At 59.9% G+C, this 18,758-nt stretch carries 16 protein-coding genes and 1 pseudogene; 13 read left to right on the plus strand and 4 right to left on the minus strand.

The features are described 5' to 3' along the window. Window positions 1–40 precede the first annotated feature (40 nt). The 4 genes from ACZ5C3_RS26875 (at window position 41) to ACZ5C3_RS26890 (ending at window position 3,250) form a co-directional block, all read left to right on the plus strand. A complete protein-coding gene (locus ACZ5C3_RS26875; RefSeq protein ID WP_464034143.1) occupies window positions 41–1,888 on the plus strand; it encodes a stimulus-sensing domain-containing protein in 1,848 nt (615 codons plus the stop codon). After that, window positions 1,885–2,331, plus strand: coding sequence for an HPr kinase/phosphorylase (locus ACZ5C3_RS26880; RefSeq protein WP_464034144.1), 447 nt, complete (start codon window positions 1,885–1,887; stop codon window positions 2,329–2,331). The genes ACZ5C3_RS26875 and ACZ5C3_RS26880 overlap by 4 nt, the downstream gene beginning before the upstream one ends. A gap of 206 nt (window positions 2,332–2,537) precedes the next feature. After that, window positions 2,538–2,939, plus strand: coding sequence for a PTS sugar transporter subunit IIA (locus ACZ5C3_RS26885; RefSeq protein ID WP_002713595.1), 402 nt, complete (start codon window positions 2,538–2,540; stop codon window positions 2,937–2,939). A gap of 5 nt (window positions 2,940–2,944) precedes the next feature. Further along, window positions 2,945–3,250 (plus strand): HPr family phosphocarrier protein, encoded by a 306-nt coding sequence (locus ACZ5C3_RS26890; RefSeq protein ID WP_464034145.1) that lies wholly within the window; start codon window positions 2,945–2,947, stop codon window positions 3,248–3,250. Window positions 3,251–3,253: 3 nt separating this feature from the next. Here ACZ5C3_RS26890 and ACZ5C3_RS26895 read toward each other — a convergent pair whose 3' ends face one another. Beyond that, window positions 3,254–4,960, minus strand: coding sequence for a glycosyltransferase family 39 protein (locus ACZ5C3_RS26895; RefSeq protein ID WP_464044382.1), 1,707 nt, complete (start codon window positions 4,958–4,960; stop codon window positions 3,254–3,256). A 157-nt stretch (window positions 4,961–5,117) separates the two neighbouring features. Between ACZ5C3_RS26895 and lepA the strand changes: the two genes are divergently transcribed. Both lepA and ACZ5C3_RS26905 read left to right on the plus strand, forming a co-directional pair. Next, window positions 5,118–6,923, plus strand: coding sequence for a translation elongation factor 4 (gene lepA / locus ACZ5C3_RS26900; protein ID WP_464034146.1), 1,806 nt, complete (start codon window positions 5,118–5,120; stop codon window positions 6,921–6,923). Between the two features lie 306 nt (window positions 6,924–7,229). Then, window positions 7,230–7,409, plus strand: a pseudogene (locus ACZ5C3_RS26905) (YegP family protein); the annotation flags it as partial. 216 nt (window positions 7,410–7,625) lie between these two features. On the opposite strand, the gene ACZ5C3_RS26910 reads toward ACZ5C3_RS26905, so the two are convergent. After that, complete coding sequence (locus tag ACZ5C3_RS26910; RefSeq protein WP_464044383.1) at window positions 7,626–9,836, minus strand: sensor domain-containing protein; 2,211 nt, start codon at window positions 9,834–9,836, stop codon at window positions 7,626–7,628. A gap of 419 nt (window positions 9,837–10,255) precedes the next feature. Between ACZ5C3_RS26910 and mepA the strand changes: the two genes are divergently transcribed. The 5 genes from mepA (at window position 10,256) to modC (ending at window position 14,066) form a co-directional block, all read left to right on the plus strand. After that, window positions 10,256–11,191: a penicillin-insensitive murein endopeptidase gene (gene mepA, locus ACZ5C3_RS26915; RefSeq protein ID WP_464034147.1), complete on the plus strand. Its 936-nt coding sequence runs from the start codon at window positions 10,256–10,258 to the stop codon at window positions 11,189–11,191. Window positions 11,192–11,354: 163 nt separating this feature from the next. Then, window positions 11,355–11,564, plus strand: a complete 210-nt coding sequence (locus ACZ5C3_RS26920; RefSeq protein ID WP_464034148.1) for a TOBE domain-containing protein — start codon at window positions 11,355–11,357, stop codon at window positions 11,562–11,564. 289 nt (window positions 11,565–11,853) lie between these two features. After that, the gene (gene modA / locus ACZ5C3_RS26925; protein WP_464034149.1) at window positions 11,854–12,675 is read left to right on the plus strand and encodes a molybdate ABC transporter substrate-binding protein; all 822 of its coding nucleotides are present in this window, start codon (window positions 11,854–11,856) and stop codon (window positions 12,673–12,675) included. Window positions 12,676–12,687: 12 nt separating this feature from the next. Beyond that, window positions 12,688–13,383, plus strand: coding sequence for a molybdate ABC transporter permease subunit (gene modB / locus ACZ5C3_RS26930; protein WP_464034150.1), 696 nt, complete (start codon window positions 12,688–12,690; stop codon window positions 13,381–13,383). A gap of 2 nt (window positions 13,384–13,385) precedes the next feature. Then, window positions 13,386–14,066: a molybdenum ABC transporter ATP-binding protein gene (gene modC, locus ACZ5C3_RS26935; protein WP_464034151.1), complete on the plus strand. Its 681-nt coding sequence runs from the start codon at window positions 13,386–13,388 to the stop codon at window positions 14,064–14,066. Here the strand turns inward: modC and ACZ5C3_RS26940 are convergent. Continuing rightward, window positions 14,050–14,895, minus strand: coding sequence for an ABC transporter substrate-binding protein (locus ACZ5C3_RS26940; protein ID WP_464034152.1), 846 nt, complete (start codon window positions 14,893–14,895; stop codon window positions 14,050–14,052). The genes modC and ACZ5C3_RS26940 overlap by 17 nt on opposite strands. A 68-nt stretch (window positions 14,896–14,963) precedes the next feature. Here ACZ5C3_RS26940 and ACZ5C3_RS26945 point away from each other — a divergent pair, with 68 nt between their 5' ends. Both ACZ5C3_RS26945 and ACZ5C3_RS26950 read left to right on the plus strand, forming a co-directional pair. Then, complete coding sequence (locus tag ACZ5C3_RS26945) at window positions 14,964–15,974, plus strand: FecCD family ABC transporter permease (protein ID WP_464034153.1); 1,011 nt, start codon at window positions 14,964–14,966, stop codon at window positions 15,972–15,974. Then, a complete protein-coding gene (locus ACZ5C3_RS26950; protein WP_464044384.1) occupies window positions 15,971–16,756 on the plus strand; it encodes an ABC transporter ATP-binding protein in 786 nt (261 codons plus the stop codon). Before ACZ5C3_RS26945 ends, ACZ5C3_RS26950 begins: the two co-directional genes overlap by 4 nt. A gap of 65 nt (window positions 16,757–16,821) precedes the next feature. Here ACZ5C3_RS26950 and ACZ5C3_RS26955 read toward each other — a convergent pair whose 3' ends face one another. Then, window positions 16,822–18,618 (minus strand): potassium/proton antiporter, encoded by a 1,797-nt coding sequence (locus tag ACZ5C3_RS26955; RefSeq protein ID WP_464034154.1) that lies wholly within the window; start codon window positions 18,616–18,618, stop codon window positions 16,822–16,824. Window positions 18,619–18,758: the final 140 nt, after the last annotated feature.

Below are 18,758 nucleotides of genomic sequence, written 5' to 3' on the forward strand. Positions count from 1 at the left end.
AGGGTCGCGCCCTCAACGAAACAACCAAGCGGTTCAGCATTTGCTCGATCGAACGCAGCTTGACCCAAATGAAGACGCCAGAGACGAGTCATCGTCTCTGGCGCAGGAATCTGATTCCTACATCGAGACTCCCGAAGAAGCGCCGAGCCGCGGTTGGCGCAGTCCAAGCGAGCTGCTCAAGGGTGCGGGCCGTTATTTCGTCGCCCTGACATTTTCGAGCCTGACCCGCCGCATCGTCTCGCTCAACTTGATCGGCCTGATTGCGATGCTTGCGGGTATTCTCTACCTGTCGCAATTCCGCGCCGGACTGATCGACGCCCGCGCACAGAGCTTGCTGGTGCAGGCGGAAATCATCTCAGGCGCGATCTCAGCATCAGCCACTGTCGAAACCAACGCCATCACGCTCGATCCTGATCGGCTGGCGGACCTCAAGCCCGGCGATTCCATCGGTCCCACCGAAGAAATCATTTCGGGCATGGACTTTTCGATCAACCCCGAGCGCGTTGCGCCGGTGCTGCGGCGGCTGATTTCACCTACCAAGACCCGCGCCCGCATCTACGACCGCGACGGCGTCCCGTTGCTCGACAGCCGCAGTCTTTATGGCCGCGGCGACGTTCTACGCTTCGAGCTCGCGCCGCCAACGGCTGAGAAGCCGGGCATCGCCGAACGGACGATGATTGCAATCCGCACCTGGCTCAACCGCGGCGATCTTCCGCTTTATCGCGAACTCGGCCCCGAAAACGGCAACGGCTATCAGGAAGTTCAGCAGGCGCTGGACGGCAAGAAAGCCAGCATGGTGCGGATCAATGACCGCGGCGAAGTCATTGTGTCGGTGTCGGTGCCGGTGCAGCGCTTCCGCGCCGTACACGGCGCGTTGATGCTTTCGACACAGGGCGACGACATCGATCAACTGGTGACCGCCGAACGGCTGGCCATTCTGAAAGTGTTTGCCATCGCCGTCGGCGTGATGATCATTCTGTCATTGCTGCTCGCGAGCACGATCGCAGGCCCGGTACGTCGGTTGGCCGACAGCGCGGATCGAGTCCGCCGCAGGATCAGGACCCGCGTGGAAATCCCCGACTTCTCCGGGCGCGGCGACGAGATCGGACACCTGTCACGCGCGCTGCGCGAGATGACCGACTCTCTTTACAATCGCATCGAAGGCATCGAGAGGTTCGCGGCCGACGTCGCCCACGAATTGAAGAATCCTTTGACGTCGATGCGCTCGGCAGTCGAAACCCTGCCGCTTGCCCGATCCGATGAAAGCCGGTCTCGGTTGCTCGCTGTAATCGAGCACGATGTCCGCCGGCTGGATCGACTGATCTCGGACATCTCGGACGCCAGCCGCCTTGATGCGGAGTTGCAGCGGCAGGACGCCGAGCCCGTGGATACTCGGCGACTGCTGAACACGTTGACCACGGTTGCGAATGAAACCCGCCAAGGCAACGATGTGAAGGTGGAGACCCGCTTTGAAGGGGCGTCGTCCGACACGTTCTCGGTGCCAGGGCATGATTCCCGCCTTGGACAGGTGATTTCAAATCTCTTGACCAATGCGCAGTCGTTCTCGAAGTCCGGCGGCAAGGTCCGGATCGTTTGCCGGCGCCGCAAGGGCGAAAAAGGCGAGAAAGGCATGGTCGAAATCGTGATCGACGATGACGGCCCAGGCATCCGGCCCGGCGCGCTCGAAAAAATCTTTGAGCGTTTTTACACCGACCGGCCGCATCAAGGGTTCGGCCAGAATTCCGGGCTTGGCCTGTCGATCTCCAAGCAGATTATCGATGCCCACGGCGGCCGCATCTGGGCCGAAAACCGGGCTGGTCCGCTTGATGCGGACGGCGATGCACGGATCGCCGGTGCACGATTTATCGTGCGACTGCCGGCGATATGACCCAAGAGGCGACAGCAAGCATCCACGCTTCTGCGGTGCTGGTCGGCGAACAGGCCGTCCTGATTCGCGGCCCGTCCGGCGCGGGAAAATCCCGCCTTGCCTTTGATTTGATTCTCGCCGGACGTGCGGGACAATCGGCCAAAACCACCTTGATCGGCGACGATCGCGTTCGTCTCATCCCGCGGGACGGCGCGTTAATTGTGCAAAACGTCCCCGAACTCGCAGGGCTGATCGAGATTCGCGGGCTCGGCATTCGAAAAATAGACGTGGTTTCGGAGGGCGGCATCAACGTCGTGATTGATCTTTCCGCCTCCGACGCTGAACGCCTGCCACCACCAGAAGCTCTGAAAACGATCATTTCCGGCATCGAATTGCACCGAATTCCCGTCGCCGCAGGCCAGAACCCGCTACCTCTGGTCCTGGCATTTCTTACGACAACTTAAGGTTAGTGGGACCTCCCACGACCTTCGGATGATTGCCCGAAACGGATTGGTAGCCATATAAGCCCTACACTCGCCACCAAGCCGACCAGCCCTACCCCTCGATTTTTCAGGGGGTACGCGGCAACAACCCCTCTTGCGTCGGGGCTCTGGATGGTCAACATGTGGCCCTTTCGTGCGGTGCACCAAGCGCCCGCGAGGAGTCTTGGATGATTGGTCTAGTACTGGTGACCCACGGGCGTCTTGCCGACGAGTTCAAGGCGGCGCTTGAACACGTTATGGGTCCACAAAAACAAATCGAAGCCATCACGATTGGCGCCGAGGACGATGCCGATCTGTGTCGCAGCGACATTATCGAGGCGGTCAAGCGCGTCGACAGTGGCGATGGCGTCGCTATTCTCACCGACATGTTTGGCGGCACCCCGTCGAACCTGGCGATCTCCTGCATGAGCCGCCCGAAGGTGGAGGTTCTCGCTGGGATCAACTTGCCGATGCTGGTGAAGCTCGCAAAGGTGCGGGACGACAAGCCGCTGCCGGACGCCATTGCCGCCGCGCAGGAAGCGGGCCGCAAGTACGTCACCATCGCGAGCCGAGTGCTCGCTGGGAAATGATTGACATGCCGGGCGAACAGACATCGACGGCCGGCGCACTTGTCCGAGAACTTCCTATTCTTAACAAACGCGGCCTGCACGCCCGGGCATCTGCGAAATTTGTTCAGACGGCCGAAAAGTTCGACGCAGAGCTCACGGTTACGCGCAATGGCGAAAGCGTCGGCGGCACATCGATCATGGGGCTCATGATGCTTTCCGCCGGGATCGGCACCTCGATCACGGTGTCCGCCACCGGCCGAGAGGCCCAGGCGGCGCTCGATGCCATCACCGAGCTTGTTGCGAATAAGTTCGGCGAAGAAGACGCTGGCTAACGCCTACTGCTCTTCCTTCCGCTCCGGACCAACGATCCATATTTTCCAGCGCACCGCAGGGCCAGCCTTGCCGTGGAAATAACGCCGCGACGTCATCGTCAATTTCTCGGCGTTCGGCACGGTGTCATTCATCCACTTCTCACACACCGGCAGACGGGAATCGGTCGTGTCACACACACCGATAAATCCAAGCTTCAGCGCTTCTTCGAGGCTAGTCAGCCCCGATGCCCAGACTTCGCCCGGCGTCAGTGGTGCGGGATGGTCGGGGCTGTAGAACGTCATCGGTTCACCGACTTCGGTCGTGCCGGCAACCACCGCCCAACGGGAATTGAAGCGCGCACGCCAGGCTTCAGTTAGCTGCAGCGCGAATTCCGAGCGCGGCGCGAAACGGGTGCCCGCCTCACCGTCGCGCCGCACCGTCTGCGCCGCGAAGATCGGCGAGATCAGCAACATCGCAAGCGTGAGGGCCAGCCACATCAGCATGAGCCGGATCAACGCCATTTGCGTCACCCGCAACGATGGGATCGCAACCAGCGCCAGAGGGACAAGGAAAAACAGCGAAATGCCCCAGTCGGTCTTCATGTAGATGCCGAGGACGACCGCTGCGATCGGCGGCACAAGTCCGACGATGATTTGCGTCACCCAAATATTGCGGGCCTGTGACAGGTAGACGCCAGGGTTGGGACCGCGAACCCATGGCCGCTTCGCGGATTCAATGAACTCGCGAACCACCCCTTTCGTGCGGATCGACTTCCACCATTGCAGCTTCCATGCAAGCGCGACGGCAGCCAACGCGATCGGAAGAAGCAACAGGGCAATATTGTGAGCCACATAGGTCGACGCGAGCCGCAGTGCCTCGGCAAAGGTCCGTCCGCCGTAGACGTCATCGGCATAGATCAAGGGCAGAAAATCCGACTGCTTCAGCCACCACAAATGCGGCAACATCGCCACCACACAGGTCGCGATGGCCACCCACGGCGCAGGAGAACGCAGAAACTTCATCCGCTCCGGATGGATCAGCGCCGCGAGCCCGACGGCGCCGATCATCGTCAGCACCCAGTATTTGGTCATCAGCGCCGCGGCGCCGGCGAGCCCAAGCCACAGGCCCGATTTCCACGTCCGCTTTTCGAACGCGTCGAGATAGGCCAGCACCACCAGCGGCAGCGTGACGAGCTGCAACAGGTCAGGATTGTACTTGAAACCCTTGAAATTGAAGATCGGATAGATCGCGAGCATCGCCACCGAGAACATCGCGCGGCGATGGTCCACAACGCGAACAGCGATCAGCCAACACAGGACAAGTCCACAGCCCAGCACCGTCATCGCCAGGGCATAGGTCGCCCAATCGGTCACAGGAAAGACCTTGAACCAGAGGCCGGCGATCCAGCCCGACAGAGGCGGGTGCTTGCCGTAGCCGAGCTCAAACTTCTGTCCCCAGGCAAAAGCCTCGGCGACATCCATGTGGACGTCTTGCGCGCTTTTCAGGGCCGTCAGGATGATAGTCCAAAGCAAGGAATGGACGATTGCAAAGCCGATAACAAAATTGAGGCTAGTGCTGGGATCATGGGCAACCGCCGCAACCCAGGCGGCCACACGTCGGGTCACAGGCACATGGCGCTGCCGCGCCCTTTCGCGGGATTTCAGTCCTGTTCGCGGCCCCGGATTTTTTCCGGAGCGGCGCCCCGTCACGGTGGATGACATATCGGACATTACGGAAACCTGCCCTCGATCTAGCACTGACGTCAGCCGTTGCTACCAGCGCAAAGCCCTGACCGGCAACAGCAAATCATTGCGATTTCTGCGGAAGTGCATGCCGGAACAACCCAATTTTGTTGCTGCTTTGCGGCGCGAATGCTATCCCGCGCCCATGACAACAACCCCTATTTCCAACATCCGCAACTTTTCCATTGTCGCCCACATCGACCATGGCAAGTCCACGCTCGCCGACCGGCTGATCCAGACCACCGGCGGGTTGCAGGACCGCGAGATGAAGGAGCAGGTGCTCGATTCCATGGATATCGAGCGCGAGCGCGGCATTACCATCAAGGCTCAGACCGTTCGCCTGAACTACAAGGCCAAGGACGGCAAGGACTATATTTTCAACCTGATGGATACGCCCGGCCACGTCGACTTCGCCTACGAAGTGTCGCGTTCGCTGGCGGCCTGTGAAGGCGCGCTACTCGTTGTGGACGCGAGCCAGGGCGTGGAAGCCCAGACCCTCGCCAACGTCTACCAGGCGCTCGACAATAACCTTGAGATCGTGCCGGTCCTTAACAAGGTCGACCTGCCCGCCGCCGAGCCCGAGCAGGTGAAGCAGCAGATCGAAGACGTGATCGGTATCGATGCGTCCGACGCCGTGATGATCTCGGCGAAGACGGGCCTCGGTATTCCCGACGTGCTGGAAGCCATCGTGACGCGCCTGCCGCCGCCGAAGGGCGATCGCGACGCCACACTTAAGGCGCTGCTGGTGGATAGCTGGTACGACGTTTACCTCGGCGTGGTGGTTTTGATCCGCGTGGTCGACGGCGTGATGAAAAAAGGCCAGCGCATCCGCATGATGGGCACCAACGCGGCCTATGATGTCGAACGTGTCGGTTTCTTTACGCCGAAGATGATCAATGTCGACGAACTCGGTCCGGGTGAGATCGGCTTCATCACCGCCGCGATCAAGGAAGTGGCAGACACCCGCGTCGGCGATACCATCACCGATGATCGCAAGCCGGTCACCGAAATGCTGCCGGGCTTCAAGCCTGCCATCCCGGTCGTGTTCTGCGGACTCTTTCCCGTGGATGCGGACGACTTCGAAACCCTGCGCGCGGCGATGGGCAAGTTGCGTCTGAACGACGCCAGCTTCTCCTTCGAGATGGAAACGTCAGCCGCGCTCGGCTTCGGCTTCCGCTGCGGCTTCCTCGGCCTCCTGCACCTCGAGATCATTCAGGAGCGGCTGTCGCGCGAGTTCAATCTCAACCTGATCGCGACTGCGCCGTCCGTCATCTACAAGATGCATCTGACCGACGGGCAGGAGATCGAGATTCACAATCCGATCGACATGCCGGATGTCGTCAAGATCGCCGAGATCCACGAGCCATGGATCGAGGCGACGATCCTTACGCCCGACGAATATCTCGGTAGCGTGCTGAAGTTGTGCCAGGAGCGCCGCGGCACCCAGAAAGAGCTGACCTATGTCGGCACGCGCGCCATGGCGAAATACGAGCTGCCGCTCAACGAGGTGGTGTTCGATTTCTACGACCGACTCAAGTCGGTGTCGAAGGGCTACGCGTCGTTCGACTATCACCTGACGGACTACAAAGCTGCAGACCTTGTGAAGATGCAGATCCTCGTCAACAACGAGCCGGTGGATGCGCTCTCGATGCTCGTGCATCGCACCCGCGCCGAAGGCCGCGGCCGCGCCATGGTCGAGAAGATGAAGGAGCTGATCCCGCCGCACATGTTCCAGATTCCGATCCAGGCGGCGATCGGCGGCAAGGTGATTGCGCGTGAAACAGTACGCGCGCTCCGCAAGGACGTGACCGCGAAGTGCTACGGCGGCGACATCACGCGCAAGCGCAAACTTCTGGAGAAGCAGAAGGAAGGCAAGAAGAAGATGCGGCAGTTCGGCAAGGTCGACATCCCGCAGGAAGCCTTCATTGCCGCGCTCAAGGTCGATAGCTGAGGCAGTATTCCCGTATCACGCGGATGCCAGACGCATCGGTTTCATGCCCGCCGATTTTCGGCAGCCTATGCCAAGGGTATGATCAACGTTTTCTCAGCAAATCAACGCAGCCCTTGGCGTCAAACACTTGAAAATTGAGCGAAGCTGTCTCGAAACGGAAAGAGACAATGGATTCGCGTGACCGTTTTTTGAAAAGCCGGGCCGCAAGGCGCAGTTCTCGATCATCATCTGGCGCACGCGATATCTTGACTCTGGTTCCATCAGCGCCAACGGTGCGGTTGCTGCGAATCAGCTTTGGAGAACGTGATGGCCTACAAGTTTGAAATTTACAAAGACAAGTCCGGCGAATTCCGTTTTCGTTTCCGTGCGCCGAACGGCGAAAAGATGTTCGCCTCAGAAGGATATTCCAACAAGGCGTCCGCCAAGAGCACCATAAAATCGATCGTGAAGCATGTCGGCTCCGCCGAGATCGAAGACGTCTCGAAGGAAAAGAAGGCGTCCAAGGACGCACCTAAGGCAAAGAAGACCAAAAAGAAGAAGTCGAAGAAGTAAGGCGCCTCTCCGGCAGCCTTATCGGCTCACCAAATTGCATATAAAAACAAATTCGCCCCGGCGCTTGCGTCGGGGCTTTGTTTTTTAGCCTTCTGGAACAGCTACGACCCGGCGCAAAACGGCCAAACGCAAATCAACTCGTTAAGCCGCTCAGGCCGCGGCTTCACCGGAGTTACGCTGCGCCTGTAGGAGGCGCATGATTTCCTCGTTCGGCCGGGCGCGGCTGAACAGGAAGCCCTGGCCTTCGTGACATCCTTCCGCACGCAGGCAGCTCAATTCAGCCTCGGTCTCGACGCCCTCAGCCGTGATGGTCACCCCGAGGCCCTTACCAAGACTAATGATCGAACGCACGATGGCCTGTGCATCCTGATTGGAACCGAGATCGCGGACGAACGACTGATCGATCTTGATCTTGTCGAACGGGAAGCTGCGAAGATAGCTCAGCGACGAGTAACCGGTGCCGAAATCATCCATCGAAATTCGCACACCGAGTGCACGTAGCGCATGCAACGTGGCGAGCACCTGATCACTCTTGTCGAGCAGGACTGTTTCGGTGATTTCAAGCTCAAGCCGCTTGGGCGACAACTCCGCGGCCTTCAATGCGTCCATCACGACTGAGAGTAGATTGCCAACCTTGAACTGCAGTGGCGACAGGTTGACCGCAACGCGCACCTCATCCGGCCATTGCGCCGCGTCCGCACAGGCGCGGCGCAACATCAATCCGCCAATCGCGCTGATCAGCCCCGTCTCTTCCGCCACCGGAATGAATTCGCCCGGCGAGATCATGCCGCGTTCACGATGCGGCCAGCGCACCAGCGCTTCGAAACCTGTGACGCGGCCGCTCTTCAGATCCACCAACGGCTGATAATAGGGCTGCAGCACGTTGTTCTCGATCGCCGCGCGCAGATCGATCTCGACACGGCGGCGCGACTGCGCGCGCGCGTCCATTTCAGCCTCGAAGAAGCTGAATGTGCCGTGACCTTCGCTCTTCGCACGGGACAACGCCATGTCCGCATTCTTGAGCAGCTTCTCGGCATCATCGCCATCGCCTGGCGCAATCGCGATACCGATGCTGGCACCGCTCACAATGGTGTTGCCATCAAACAGATAAGGTTCGCTGACCGCATCGATCAATCGCTTGGCGAGAAACGCGACGTCTTCGGGGCGATCGACGCCCGCCTGCACGATGGCGAACTCGTCCGATCCGAGACGCGCCACCGCGTCTTCTTCGCGCAACGAGGAACGCAGCCGCTTGGTGACGCCCTTCAGGAGCTTATCGCCGACCGCATGTCCCAGCGTGTCGTTGATACCCTTGAAATTGTCGAGATCCAGGAACAGGACCGCAACGTTGTCCCCGCTGCGGCGCGTATGAGCCAGCATCTCATCTAGACGCTGACGCAGCAGAATGCGATTGGGCAGACCGGTCAGGCCATCGTGCTGCGCCATGAAAGCGAGCCGCGCTTCGGCGCGCTTGCGCTCGGTGATGTCCATCAAGGCAAGCAGCACCGCAGGCTGATTGTCGAACATCAGATGGCGCGAATAGATCGCCACATCGATGAGCGATCCATTGGCCTTGATATGCTTCCACGTGCGTGCAGCACGCTCCTCGGTGGTCTGTTCACCTGCCCAAGGCATTGTCTGATCGAAGGCCTGGACATCGGAAATCTTCAGTTTTTCGAAATCCGCGAGCGGATAGCCGTAGTGTTCGATCGCCGACTCGTTGACGCCGATAATGTGCCCATCGCTCTGGGCGCAAACGAGCATCGGAACGGGATTACCGTCGAACAGCAGCCGGAATGACGCCTCGCGTTGTTTGAGTTCTGTAATATCAACGCGCAGACCGATGATGCCGCCATCGCCGGTCAGCCGCTCTTCGATGAGAATGCAGCGGCCATCCGAGAGAATTTGCTCGTGACGCTGACCGGGATGATAGAGCCTTTCAAGCCGCTCGGAGATCCACTCCTCCTCGCGCCCTGTAGCTTCAGGATAGTCACCACGTTCAACACCAATGCGCAGCGTATCTTTGAGATTTGCTCCCGATTGGAACAGATCCGCGCTCTTGTTGTAGATTTCGGAGTACTTTTTATTCCAGAGGATGTAGCGACCATCGGCATCCAGAAACACGATGCCTTGCGGCAAAATGTCGATCGCTTCGCGCAGGCGCGCGTTTGACTTCTGTGCCTCCGCGATTGCGGCTTCAACTTCGGCGCGTTTGCGAACGACCTCGCTAATCGCAGCAGCGGCTTTCCGGCTTTTCTGCGCAAGCTTGGGCGAAGCCTTCGCAAGCCGAGCTGTTGAGCTCCGCTTAGGCGATCTAACTTTTCCAGCTCTGGTTTTTGGTCTTGGCCGATTATTCGGCATCGCCTCGCGCCCGCCTTTTGCATTCTGCAACGGGCATTGTCACCCAAGTGTCTGAAAAAAAGGTATCTTTCTCCGAGGCTTACCGCTTGGGCACAACGGAGCACCATCTCGCAAATGTTCGCCTGACGGGCAGAGCTTCATACCTGACAGGCATAAAACCCGCTATTTTCCGAAGCGCTGCACACCCGTGTCGAGGTTCCGCATTCGCTCGCCGCTGTACGAATTATACCGAGATTTATTCCGAACCGGGTTTGTCGTCTTCGTGCTCATGATTAATGAAATCTTAAAGATCGCCAAACGACTGCGATCCCGCTTGATGCAAAGATGTCGGCTGGATGACCGGTACGCCACCACATTGGCCGTTCAATTCGCCGTCATGTCGCCTCGTACATAGGGCGCTCTTGCGCTATAAGCGCGCCATGATGCGGCCTCGTCTGATTCTCGCACTCGTCCTGTTTCCCGCCCTGCTGGCGGCGACTGCCGTTCAGGCACAGGACAAAGGCTCAGTAAATCCAAAGCCGCTCCCTCCCTTGGCCAATCCCAATGACCCTCATGTGGCCGCGAAAGAGCTGTTCGGGCGCAAGCCGAAGCCGGCTTCGCTCCCGCTTCACTCCATCGGCTTCTATGCCAAGGGCTGCATCGCAGGTGCTGAAGCTTTGCCGATCAACGGACAAACCTGGCAGGTCATGCGGCTGTCACGTAACCGCAACTGGGGTCATCCAGACCTGATTGCACTGCTTGAGCGGCTTTCCGAGAAAGCTCACAAGGTCGCCGGTTGGCCGGGACTCCTGGTCGGAGACATGTCGCAGCCGCGTGGCGGACCGATGCTGACGGGCCATGCCAGCCATCAGATCGGGCTCGATGCCGACATCTGGTTGACACCGATGCCGGATCGCATGCTTTCGCGCGAGGATCGCGAGGAGATGTCCGCCGTGATGATGGTCCGCCCCGATCGGCTCGACGTCGATCCGAAGACATGGACGCCAAAGCATTTATCGGTGATCCGCGCGGCAGCGCAGGAGCCGCAGGTGGAGCGCATCTTCGTCAACGCCGCGATCAAAAAAGCGCTATGCCGCGAAGCGACGGGTGATCGCAGTTGGCTGTCCAAAGTGCGGCCGATGTACGGGCATGATTATCACTTCCATATTCGCATGAAATGTCCCGCCGGAAGCGGAACCTGCACCCCGCAGGAACCGCCGAATGGTGGAGAGGGCTGCAGCACAGGTGACCTCGCCTACTGGTTCAGCGACGCCGTGCTTCATCCCAAGCCACCAGAAACGCCGCCGAAGCCAAAGCCACCGATGACCCTCGCAGATCTCCCGGCCGAATGCCGGCAGGTCTTGCTCGCGCCGTAACGAAGCCTTTCGTGCTTTGAACTTGTAATCCGGCTTGATAGGTTGATGTCCGTCGCGCCGTAACCGCGCCAGAATTTCGGACCATTGTCCGACTTCGTCTTTCACCATCGCTCAATAGCACATCGCACTGGCGAACGCTTTGCTGTCGAAAGAAAGGACCGTCATGAGAATAAGCGCGCGCAACCAGATCAAGGGTAAAATCGTCGAGGTCAAGAAAGGCACTACGACCGCACATGTGCGTGTCGATATCGGCAACGGCCAGATCATCACCTCGGCCATCACCAATGAAGCGGTTGATGAGCTTGCCTTGAAGACAGGTGGCGCGGTGATCGTGGTCGTCAAGGCTTCCGACGTGATGATCGCTGTTGACTAAGTGAACATCGGTGGTTCACGACCGGCGTGGACCACCGCACCACTCGACACCGCGGCTGATTCCGCCGAGATTTTTGGCCGTTGCCTCTCGGCACGTGACCCGCCTGCGACAGCGTAGCGGCCGAAAAGCCTTTACGCAGGGGCTGTGCCTGATATGTTCGCGCCACGATGTCCCGGCGAGCCGTAAGCCTGCTGGGATCACGGAACGGCGCTTCCGATTGTCGTGCAAAACTTAACTTTGCCAACGCTTGCAGGTGCCTCCGCACTGTGAGCGGTTTTGGAGCGCCATCATGAATTTACTCTCCCGCCTTTTCCTCGCCTTTACGATTCTGCTTGTGCCCGCGCTGCCGCAGGCCTTCGCGCAGGACAGCAAAGCGACGACCGCCCCCACCGCTGTACAGGACAAGGTGCTGACGGTTTTCGCCGCAGCTTCGATGAAGAACGCACTGGATGAGGTCAACGCCGCCTATACTGCGAAGACTGGAGTCAAGGTCACGGCCAGCTACGCCGCCAGCTCGGCTCTCGCCAAGCAGCTCGAACAAGGCGCCCCGGCGGATATCTTCATTTCTGCCGACACTGACTGGATGGACTATTCGATCGGCAAGAAGACCATCAGTGAGCCAACCCGCGTCAATCTGCTCGGCAACAAAATCGTTCTGATCGCGCCGAAGGATTCGAAAATCAGCGATGTCACCATCGGACAAGGCTTCGATCTTGCGAAGCTCGCGGGCGACGGACGCATCGCCACCGGTGATGTGAAAGCTGTGCCGGTCGGAAAATACGCCAAGGCTGCACTTGAAAAGCTGGGCTCGTGGCAAGCCGCTGAATCGAAATTTGCAATGGCCGAAAGCGTTCGCGCTGCATTGGCCCTGGTAGCACGCGGAGAGGCCGCGCTCGGCATCGTCTACGAGACCGACGCGAAGGTCGAGCCAGGCGTCAAGATCATTGGTGCGTTCCCTGCGGATTCGCATCCGGCGATCATCTATCCCGTTGCCTCTACGGCAACCGCGAAGGCTGACGCAGCGGGTTACCTGGCATTCCTCAAGTCAGGCACTGCCAAGAACACTTTCAAGAAATACGGCTTCACATTCCTGATCAAGCCGACCTCATAATCGCGAACGACCGTGTCCCAAATCTCTGCTGAAGAATGGACGGCGATCCTGCTCTCTATCAGGGTCGCCGCAGTCGCAACTTTGATCGCGACACCACTCGGTGTTGCGGTGGCATGGCTGCTGGCCCGCCGGGACTTCTGGGGCAAGGCCGCGCTCGACGCCGTGATCTACCTCCCGCTGGTATTGCCGCCGGTTGTCACAGGCTATCTGCTGCTGTTGACGTTTGGACGAAAAGGCCTCATCGGCGGCTGGCTCGCCGATCATCTCGGCATCGTCTTCGCGTTCCGCTGGACCGGCGCGGCATTGGCTTGCGGCGTGATGTCCTTTCCGCTGCTGGTACGGCCCATCCGATTATCAATCGAAGCGGTCGACCAGAAACTTGAGCAGGCGGCCAGCACCCTTGGCGCGCCACCGTGGCGCGTCTTTCTCACGGTCACTTTGCCCCTCGCACTTCCCGGTATTGTCGCCGGCATGGTGCTTGGCTTCGCCAAGGCGATCGGGGAATTCGGCGCAACGATCACATTCGTGTCCAATATTCCAGGCGAAACTCAGACGATATCTGCTGCTATTTATACGCTCACGCAGGTTCCGGATGGCGATGCCGCAGCTCTGCGCCTCGTCATCGTGTCGATCGCTATTGCAATGGTTGCCCTGATTGCTTCTGAAATTCTGGCGCGGCGCGCCACACGACGGCTTCACGGATACTGACGATGCTCTCTGTCGATATCGTCAAGCAGCTCGGCGACTTTACCCTTAAGGCCGCATTCAAGAGCAACGGGCTCGTGACAGGCTTGTTCGGCAACTCCGGCGCCGGCAAGACAACGATCGTCAACATGATCGCCGGCCTGACCAGACCGGATCGCGGCTTGATTTCGCTCGATGGCGAGACGCTCGATGATACGGAGGGGGGCATTCACATTCCGCCTCATCGTCGTCGCATCGGCTACGTCTTTCAGGATGCGCGGCTATTTCCGCATCTCAATGTCAGACAAAATCTCGACTATGGGCGCCGCATGAACGGACTTGATTACGATGCCGCCGCCGAAAGCCGCAGTGTCGAGCTTCTCGACATCGGTCACCTTCTCGATCGCCGTCCGGCGCAACTCTCCGGCGGCGAGCGTCAGCGTGTCGCGCTTGGACGCGCGCTTCTCGCAAAGCCTCGCCTTCTTCTGCTCGACGAGCCGCTGGGGTCGCTGGATGAACAGCGTAAGGCGGACATCCTGCCCTACTTCATTAAGCTGCGGGACGAAGCCAGTATCCCGATGGTGTTCGTCAGTCACGACGCCAATGAAATGCGCCGGCTCGCAACCAATGTGGTGATGCTGAAACGCGGCGCGGTCGCCGCATTCGGCGGCATCGAAGTTTTGCCGAAACTCACTTCAATGTCTTGATTGCCTTGGCGAGATAATTCAGTCCTTCGAGCAACGGCGGGCCGCCGCACAGCGCGTAGCGCGATGGCAGATCGATCCGCCGGTTGGCTCCATAACGCGCCAACAGCGCCGGATGCGTGATGAACAATGCGCCTTGGTCTCCTGCATCCTGCGGAGCGTCCTGCAGCACCAAAACATCAGGCCCGTCGATCAGAAGTTGTTCGAGGGAAACAAATCCACCGAAGCCGGACGGTGAATTCGCAGGCGGCCGCAACCCGGCGAGCGTCAACATCCCAGCCACCAGGCTCACAGGGCCTTCGCTATAGCCGCCGCGTTGAACGACAAGCGCCGTCCGAGACGGCTTCAACGAAACGGCGGTGAGTTGCTTTTCAGCATCCTCAAGCCGGCGCGCCATCGCTTCACCACGGTCGGGATGGCCAATCAATTGACCGATCTCGCGAGCCTGCTGGATCGCCTCCGCGATGTTGCTGATGAGACTGACTTCGACGACGCGAATTCCCATCGCGCTCAGCATGGCGTGGGTCGGACGATTGCTGGGACCAACCAGCACGAGATCAGGCGCCAGATTGACCACCGATTCCGCATCCCAATCGAGCCGCGGGAAACGCGCAGCCTGATCGGTCGTTACCGACAGTGTGGCATCGGTTGCATAGGGAGACAGACCGGCAATCTGTGAGGGATCCGCCAGTGCAAGAAGCAACTGATCGGCACAGAGATTAAAGGAGACGATCCGCTTTGCCGGCGCCTCCGCTTGCGCGGAATCTAGCGTAAAATAAGTCGCCGACAGGCTCAGAAACACGGCCAGCGTGACGATGGTTTTCTTGATCATGACGCTCCGTTATGCCACGCCAATTGCGTGACGTCAGCTTCTGACGCGCGGACTGCATTTGGATCAAGATGACCGTCGACCGTCGAGGCAACTGGCTGACTGTGATTCTCGCCATTCTGGTGGCGGGGCTGTTTGCGCTCTCGCTGATGACCGGGCCCGCCCATTTTTCGCCACAGGCTGTCGCCAGCGCATTGGTGTCCGATCACGGCGTAACATCGATCATCGTACGCGACATCCGGCTGCCGCGCACGCTGCTGGCGATGATGATCGGCGCGACATTCGGATTGGCCGGCGCCTCACTGCAAGGCCTGTTGCGCAATCCACTTGCCGAGCCCTCATTGTTCGGCGCTCCGCAGGCGGCTGCCGCAACAGCGGCCGCGATCATGGCATTCGGCTTTGCCGGTGCCCTGTCCCTCGCCGTCCCGCTCGGGGGTATTGCAGGCGCATTGCTGTCCGTCGGAGCACTGGTAGCTATCGCAGGACGACGCGCATCGCTGACGGTCACATTGCTCGCCGGCCTTGCCCTTGCCAGCCTCGCCGGCGCCGCCATCGCGCTGATCCTCAACCTCGCTCCTAATCCTTACATCGCCTTGGAGATCGCATTCTGGCTGCTCGGCTCGCTACGCGATCGCAGTATGGAGCATGTCTGGCTTGCAGCGCCCTTCATGATCACGAGCTGGCTCATACTCGCATTGAATGCCGGCGCATTCCGCGCCCTGACGCTCGGGGAAGACGCCGCCGCCTCGCTTGGCGTCAATGTCGAACGCACACGTGTGCTGGTGGTCATTGGTGTCGCACTCGGAGTCGGCGCCGCTGTCTCCGTCGCAGGCGCGATTTCATTCGTCGGCCTCGTTGCTCCGCATCTGGTGCGAAGATTTTACGGATCCGACCCTGCACGCGTCCTGCTGCCGGCTTCGCTTGCTGGCGCGGCACTGTTGACCGCGGCGGATATTGCCGTCCGGCTGGTACCCGGTGCCATCGAGATCAAGATCGGCGTCGTCACGGCGCTGATCGGCGTCCCCTTCTTCCTGGCGATGATTTTCCGTGAGCGGCACGCGCTGGAGGACAGCACGTCATGAAGCCGAATGCCGCTCCTCGCCTCATCGCCAGCCACATCACGGTCGTCCGTAGCCGCCGTAGGACCGTGGATGACGTGGACCTCGCGCTCAACGCGGGCGAATTGACAATTCTGGTCGGCCCGAACGGCGCGGGGAAAACAACACTTGTACGCGCGATCATTGGTCTCATCGCGTCCAAAGGTTCGGTCAGTTTCGATGGCACTAATCTTCGCGCCATGACGCCGCGTACGCGAGCTCGGGCGATTTCATATCTCCCGCAAGGGCACGAGTTCCACTGGCCCATGAGCGTGGACAGTATCGTGGCACTCGGCCGCGAGCCGCACGCCGATCCCTTCTCACAAACATCTGCAACAGATCGTGTTGCCATCGAACGCGCCATGCAGGCGACAGAAGTGACGGAGTTCTCATCGCGGCTCATCTCCACACTGTCAGGCGGTGAGCGCGCTCGCGTCGCCATCGCGCGCGCTTTGGCGACCGAGGCATCCGTGCTGATCGCGGACGAGCCCACAGCGTCCCTCGACGAACGCCATCAACTGATCGTTATGGATCTGCTGCAACGTGTCGCCCATGGCGGCACGGCTGTGCTCGCCATCATTCACGATCTTGCCCTTGCGATGCGGTTCGCTGATCGCGTTGTTGTCATGCATGAGGGGAAAATCGCTGCCAATGACACGCCCGCGCTCGCTCTGACACCGGATCGGATCGCCGACGTGTTCGGCATATCAGTGAACCGCGTGGAAACGCCGGATGGTCCCTTGCTGATTCCTTCGCGCGCTCTTTAGAGCGTTTTCGAGCGAAGTGGCTACCGGTTCGCGTGAAGAAAACGCGTCAAACAAGAATCCAGAGCTCAAGGGCTGCTCAACGACGTCCAGATCTTCGACAGTTTGCGCTTGGCAGTTGCTCGTCGTGTCTGCGGCGGCGCCGGCGGCGGTTCATCCTCCGGCAGACGAAGACCAACGACATTGACCCGATTGCCACCAATACTGCGCGCGACCAGCACAATGGTGTCGAGCGGCAACGTCGCATTGACCCGTGGCGCATGGTCAAGATGGATATCGAAATAGTCTGCCAGCGTCAGATGCTCATTGCCCGGCTCGACATTGACCCCGTAAATCTCGGCAACATCCTTCAGCAAAACGTCGCCGGGCATCATGAAATCGCCCAGCAGATGCGGATCCGGTGCGGGCACCACCGGCATATCGACGAAGAAACGATCCAGCGCCTCGGCCTTTTCGGGAGGCGCCAACAGATAGAGATAATCTCCCTTTACGACCGGAGAAGCTTCGACCGGCGACAGGATCTTTTCGTCGCGGATCACCAGCGTCGGCTTCGACCATGACGGGATCAAACCCCGCTTGAGATACAGGCTGTTGGCACGAACCGGATAGCCGACGAGCTGCTGCTCAAGCTGGCCTGGCAAATCAAGCTCGACACGACGCGGACCGCGCTCTGCCCTTGGCAGCGCGACGTGGAGTTTTCGTGCGGCGACGCCGAGCGTCCAGCCTTGCAATAGCAGCGAGATTAGCACGACGATGAAGGCGACATCGAAATAGATGTATGCGTTTGGCAGCCCCACCAGGAGGGGAATCGAGGCGAGAAAGATCGCCACCGCGCCCCGCAGGCCGACCCAGGCGATAAAGATCTTTTCCCGCCAGTTGAAGCGAAACGGCGCCAGGCAAAGAAACACCGCAACCGGACGCGCCACCAGCATGAGCACCAGCGCCACTGCTGTTGCAGGCAGCGCGGTCCTGAGCGTCCGTTCCGGCGATTCAAGCAAGCCCAACAGCACAAACATCACGATCTGGGCGAGCCATGTGGCGGCGTCCATAAAGGCCACTACCGAGTTATGCGCGCGGGTCGGACGATTGCCGATCAGCATTCCGGCGAGATAGACCGCGAGGAACCCAGACGAATGGCAGATCTGCGCGATGCCGAAAATCACCAGCGCACCAGTCGCGACGAATGGCGCATGCAATCCCTGTGGCAAGGCGACGCGATTGAGCGCAAACACCACAAGCCACCCGCCAGTGACACCCACCAAAGTGCCGATAACGGCTTCTCGTCCGAATTGCAGGGCAATGTGCATTCCGGACGTCTGCCCGAGCGACAGCAGTTCCACCAGCACCAGGGTGAGAAAGATCGCGAACGGATCGTTGGTGCCGGATTCGACCTCCAGCGTCGCACCGACGCGTGGGCGCAGGCGCAGGCCCTGTGCGTGCACCAAAAGGAACACCGCGGCAGCGTCAGTGGACGCGATCACGGCGCCGACCAGCAGCGCCTCTGTCCAGCCGATATCCAGCGCATACTTTGCCACTGGTGCCGTGATCAACGCGGTGAGCAGCACGCCTACGGTCGCCAGCACGACCGACGGCCCGAGCACGGTGCGGATGGTCTGGAAACGCGTTTTCAGGCCGCCATCGAACAGGATCAGTGCCAAAGCCAACGAACCGACGAGGTAAGTGGTTTGCACGTCGTCGAAACGCAGTCCGCCGGGACCGTTTTCACCCGCCAGGATACCGATCAGCAAGAAGACCAGCAGCAAGGGAGCGCCAAAGCGCAACGCCAGCAGGCTTGACAGGATACCCGCCATGACGAGCACAGCGCCGAGCAGGATGGCAATGCTAACCGTATCGAGGGATGCCATTACCGCTGTTTGTCCACCTATCCGTGCCCGTCTCAATTCCTTGTATTTGCATGCTTATCGTCGCATCGGCTGCACGCCAACCTATTTGTGCGGTGCGCGCTGATAAGCCCGTTTTGCTGGTGTTCAATCGCCATCCATGC

The sequence above is a fragment of the Afipia dichlorophenoxyacetatis genome, from assembly GCF_055386385.1.

What these genes read in the sequence shown, in the direction of transcription:
- ACZ5C3_RS26880 (WP_464034144.1), top strand. Translation starts at nt 1,885, where the DNA reads ATGACCCAAGAGGCGACAGCAAGCATCCACGCTTCTGCGGTGCTGGTC.
- ACZ5C3_RS26885 (WP_002713595.1), top strand. Translation starts at nt 2,538, where the DNA reads ATGATTGGTCTAGTACTGGTGACCCACGGGCGTCTTGCCGACGAGTTC.
- ACZ5C3_RS26890 (WP_464034145.1), top strand. Translation starts at nt 2,945, where the DNA reads ATGCCGGGCGAACAGACATCGACGGCCGGCGCACTTGTCCGAGAACTT.
- ACZ5C3_RS26895 (WP_464044382.1), bottom strand. Translation starts at nt 4,960, where the DNA reads ATGTCCGATATGTCATCCACCGTGACGGGGCGCCGCTCCGGAAAAAAT.
- lepA (WP_464034146.1), top strand. Translation starts at nt 5,118, where the DNA reads ATGACAACAACCCCTATTTCCAACATCCGCAACTTTTCCATTGTCGCC.
- ACZ5C3_RS26910 (WP_464044383.1), bottom strand. Translation starts at nt 9,836, where the DNA reads ATGCCGAATAATCGGCCAAGACCAAAAACCAGAGCTGGAAAAGTTAGA.
- mepA (WP_464034147.1), top strand. Translation starts at nt 10,256, where the DNA reads ATGATGCGGCCTCGTCTGATTCTCGCACTCGTCCTGTTTCCCGCCCTG.
- ACZ5C3_RS26920 (WP_464034148.1), top strand. Translation starts at nt 11,355, where the DNA reads ATGAGAATAAGCGCGCGCAACCAGATCAAGGGTAAAATCGTCGAGGTC.
- modA (WP_464034149.1), top strand. Translation starts at nt 11,854, where the DNA reads ATGAATTTACTCTCCCGCCTTTTCCTCGCCTTTACGATTCTGCTTGTG.
- modC (WP_464034151.1), top strand. Translation starts at nt 13,386, where the DNA reads ATGCTCTCTGTCGATATCGTCAAGCAGCTCGGCGACTTTACCCTTAAG.
- ACZ5C3_RS26940 (WP_464034152.1), bottom strand. Translation starts at nt 14,895, where the DNA reads ATGATCAAGAAAACCATCGTCACGCTGGCCGTGTTTCTGAGCCTGTCG.
- ACZ5C3_RS26945 (WP_464034153.1), top strand. Translation starts at nt 14,964, where the DNA reads ATGACCGTCGACCGTCGAGGCAACTGGCTGACTGTGATTCTCGCCATT.
- ACZ5C3_RS26950 (WP_464044384.1), top strand. Translation starts at nt 15,971, where the DNA reads ATGAAGCCGAATGCCGCTCCTCGCCTCATCGCCAGCCACATCACGGTC.
- ACZ5C3_RS26955 (WP_464034154.1), bottom strand. Translation starts at nt 18,618, where the DNA reads ATGGCATCCCTCGATACGGTTAGCATTGCCATCCTGCTCGGCGCTGTG.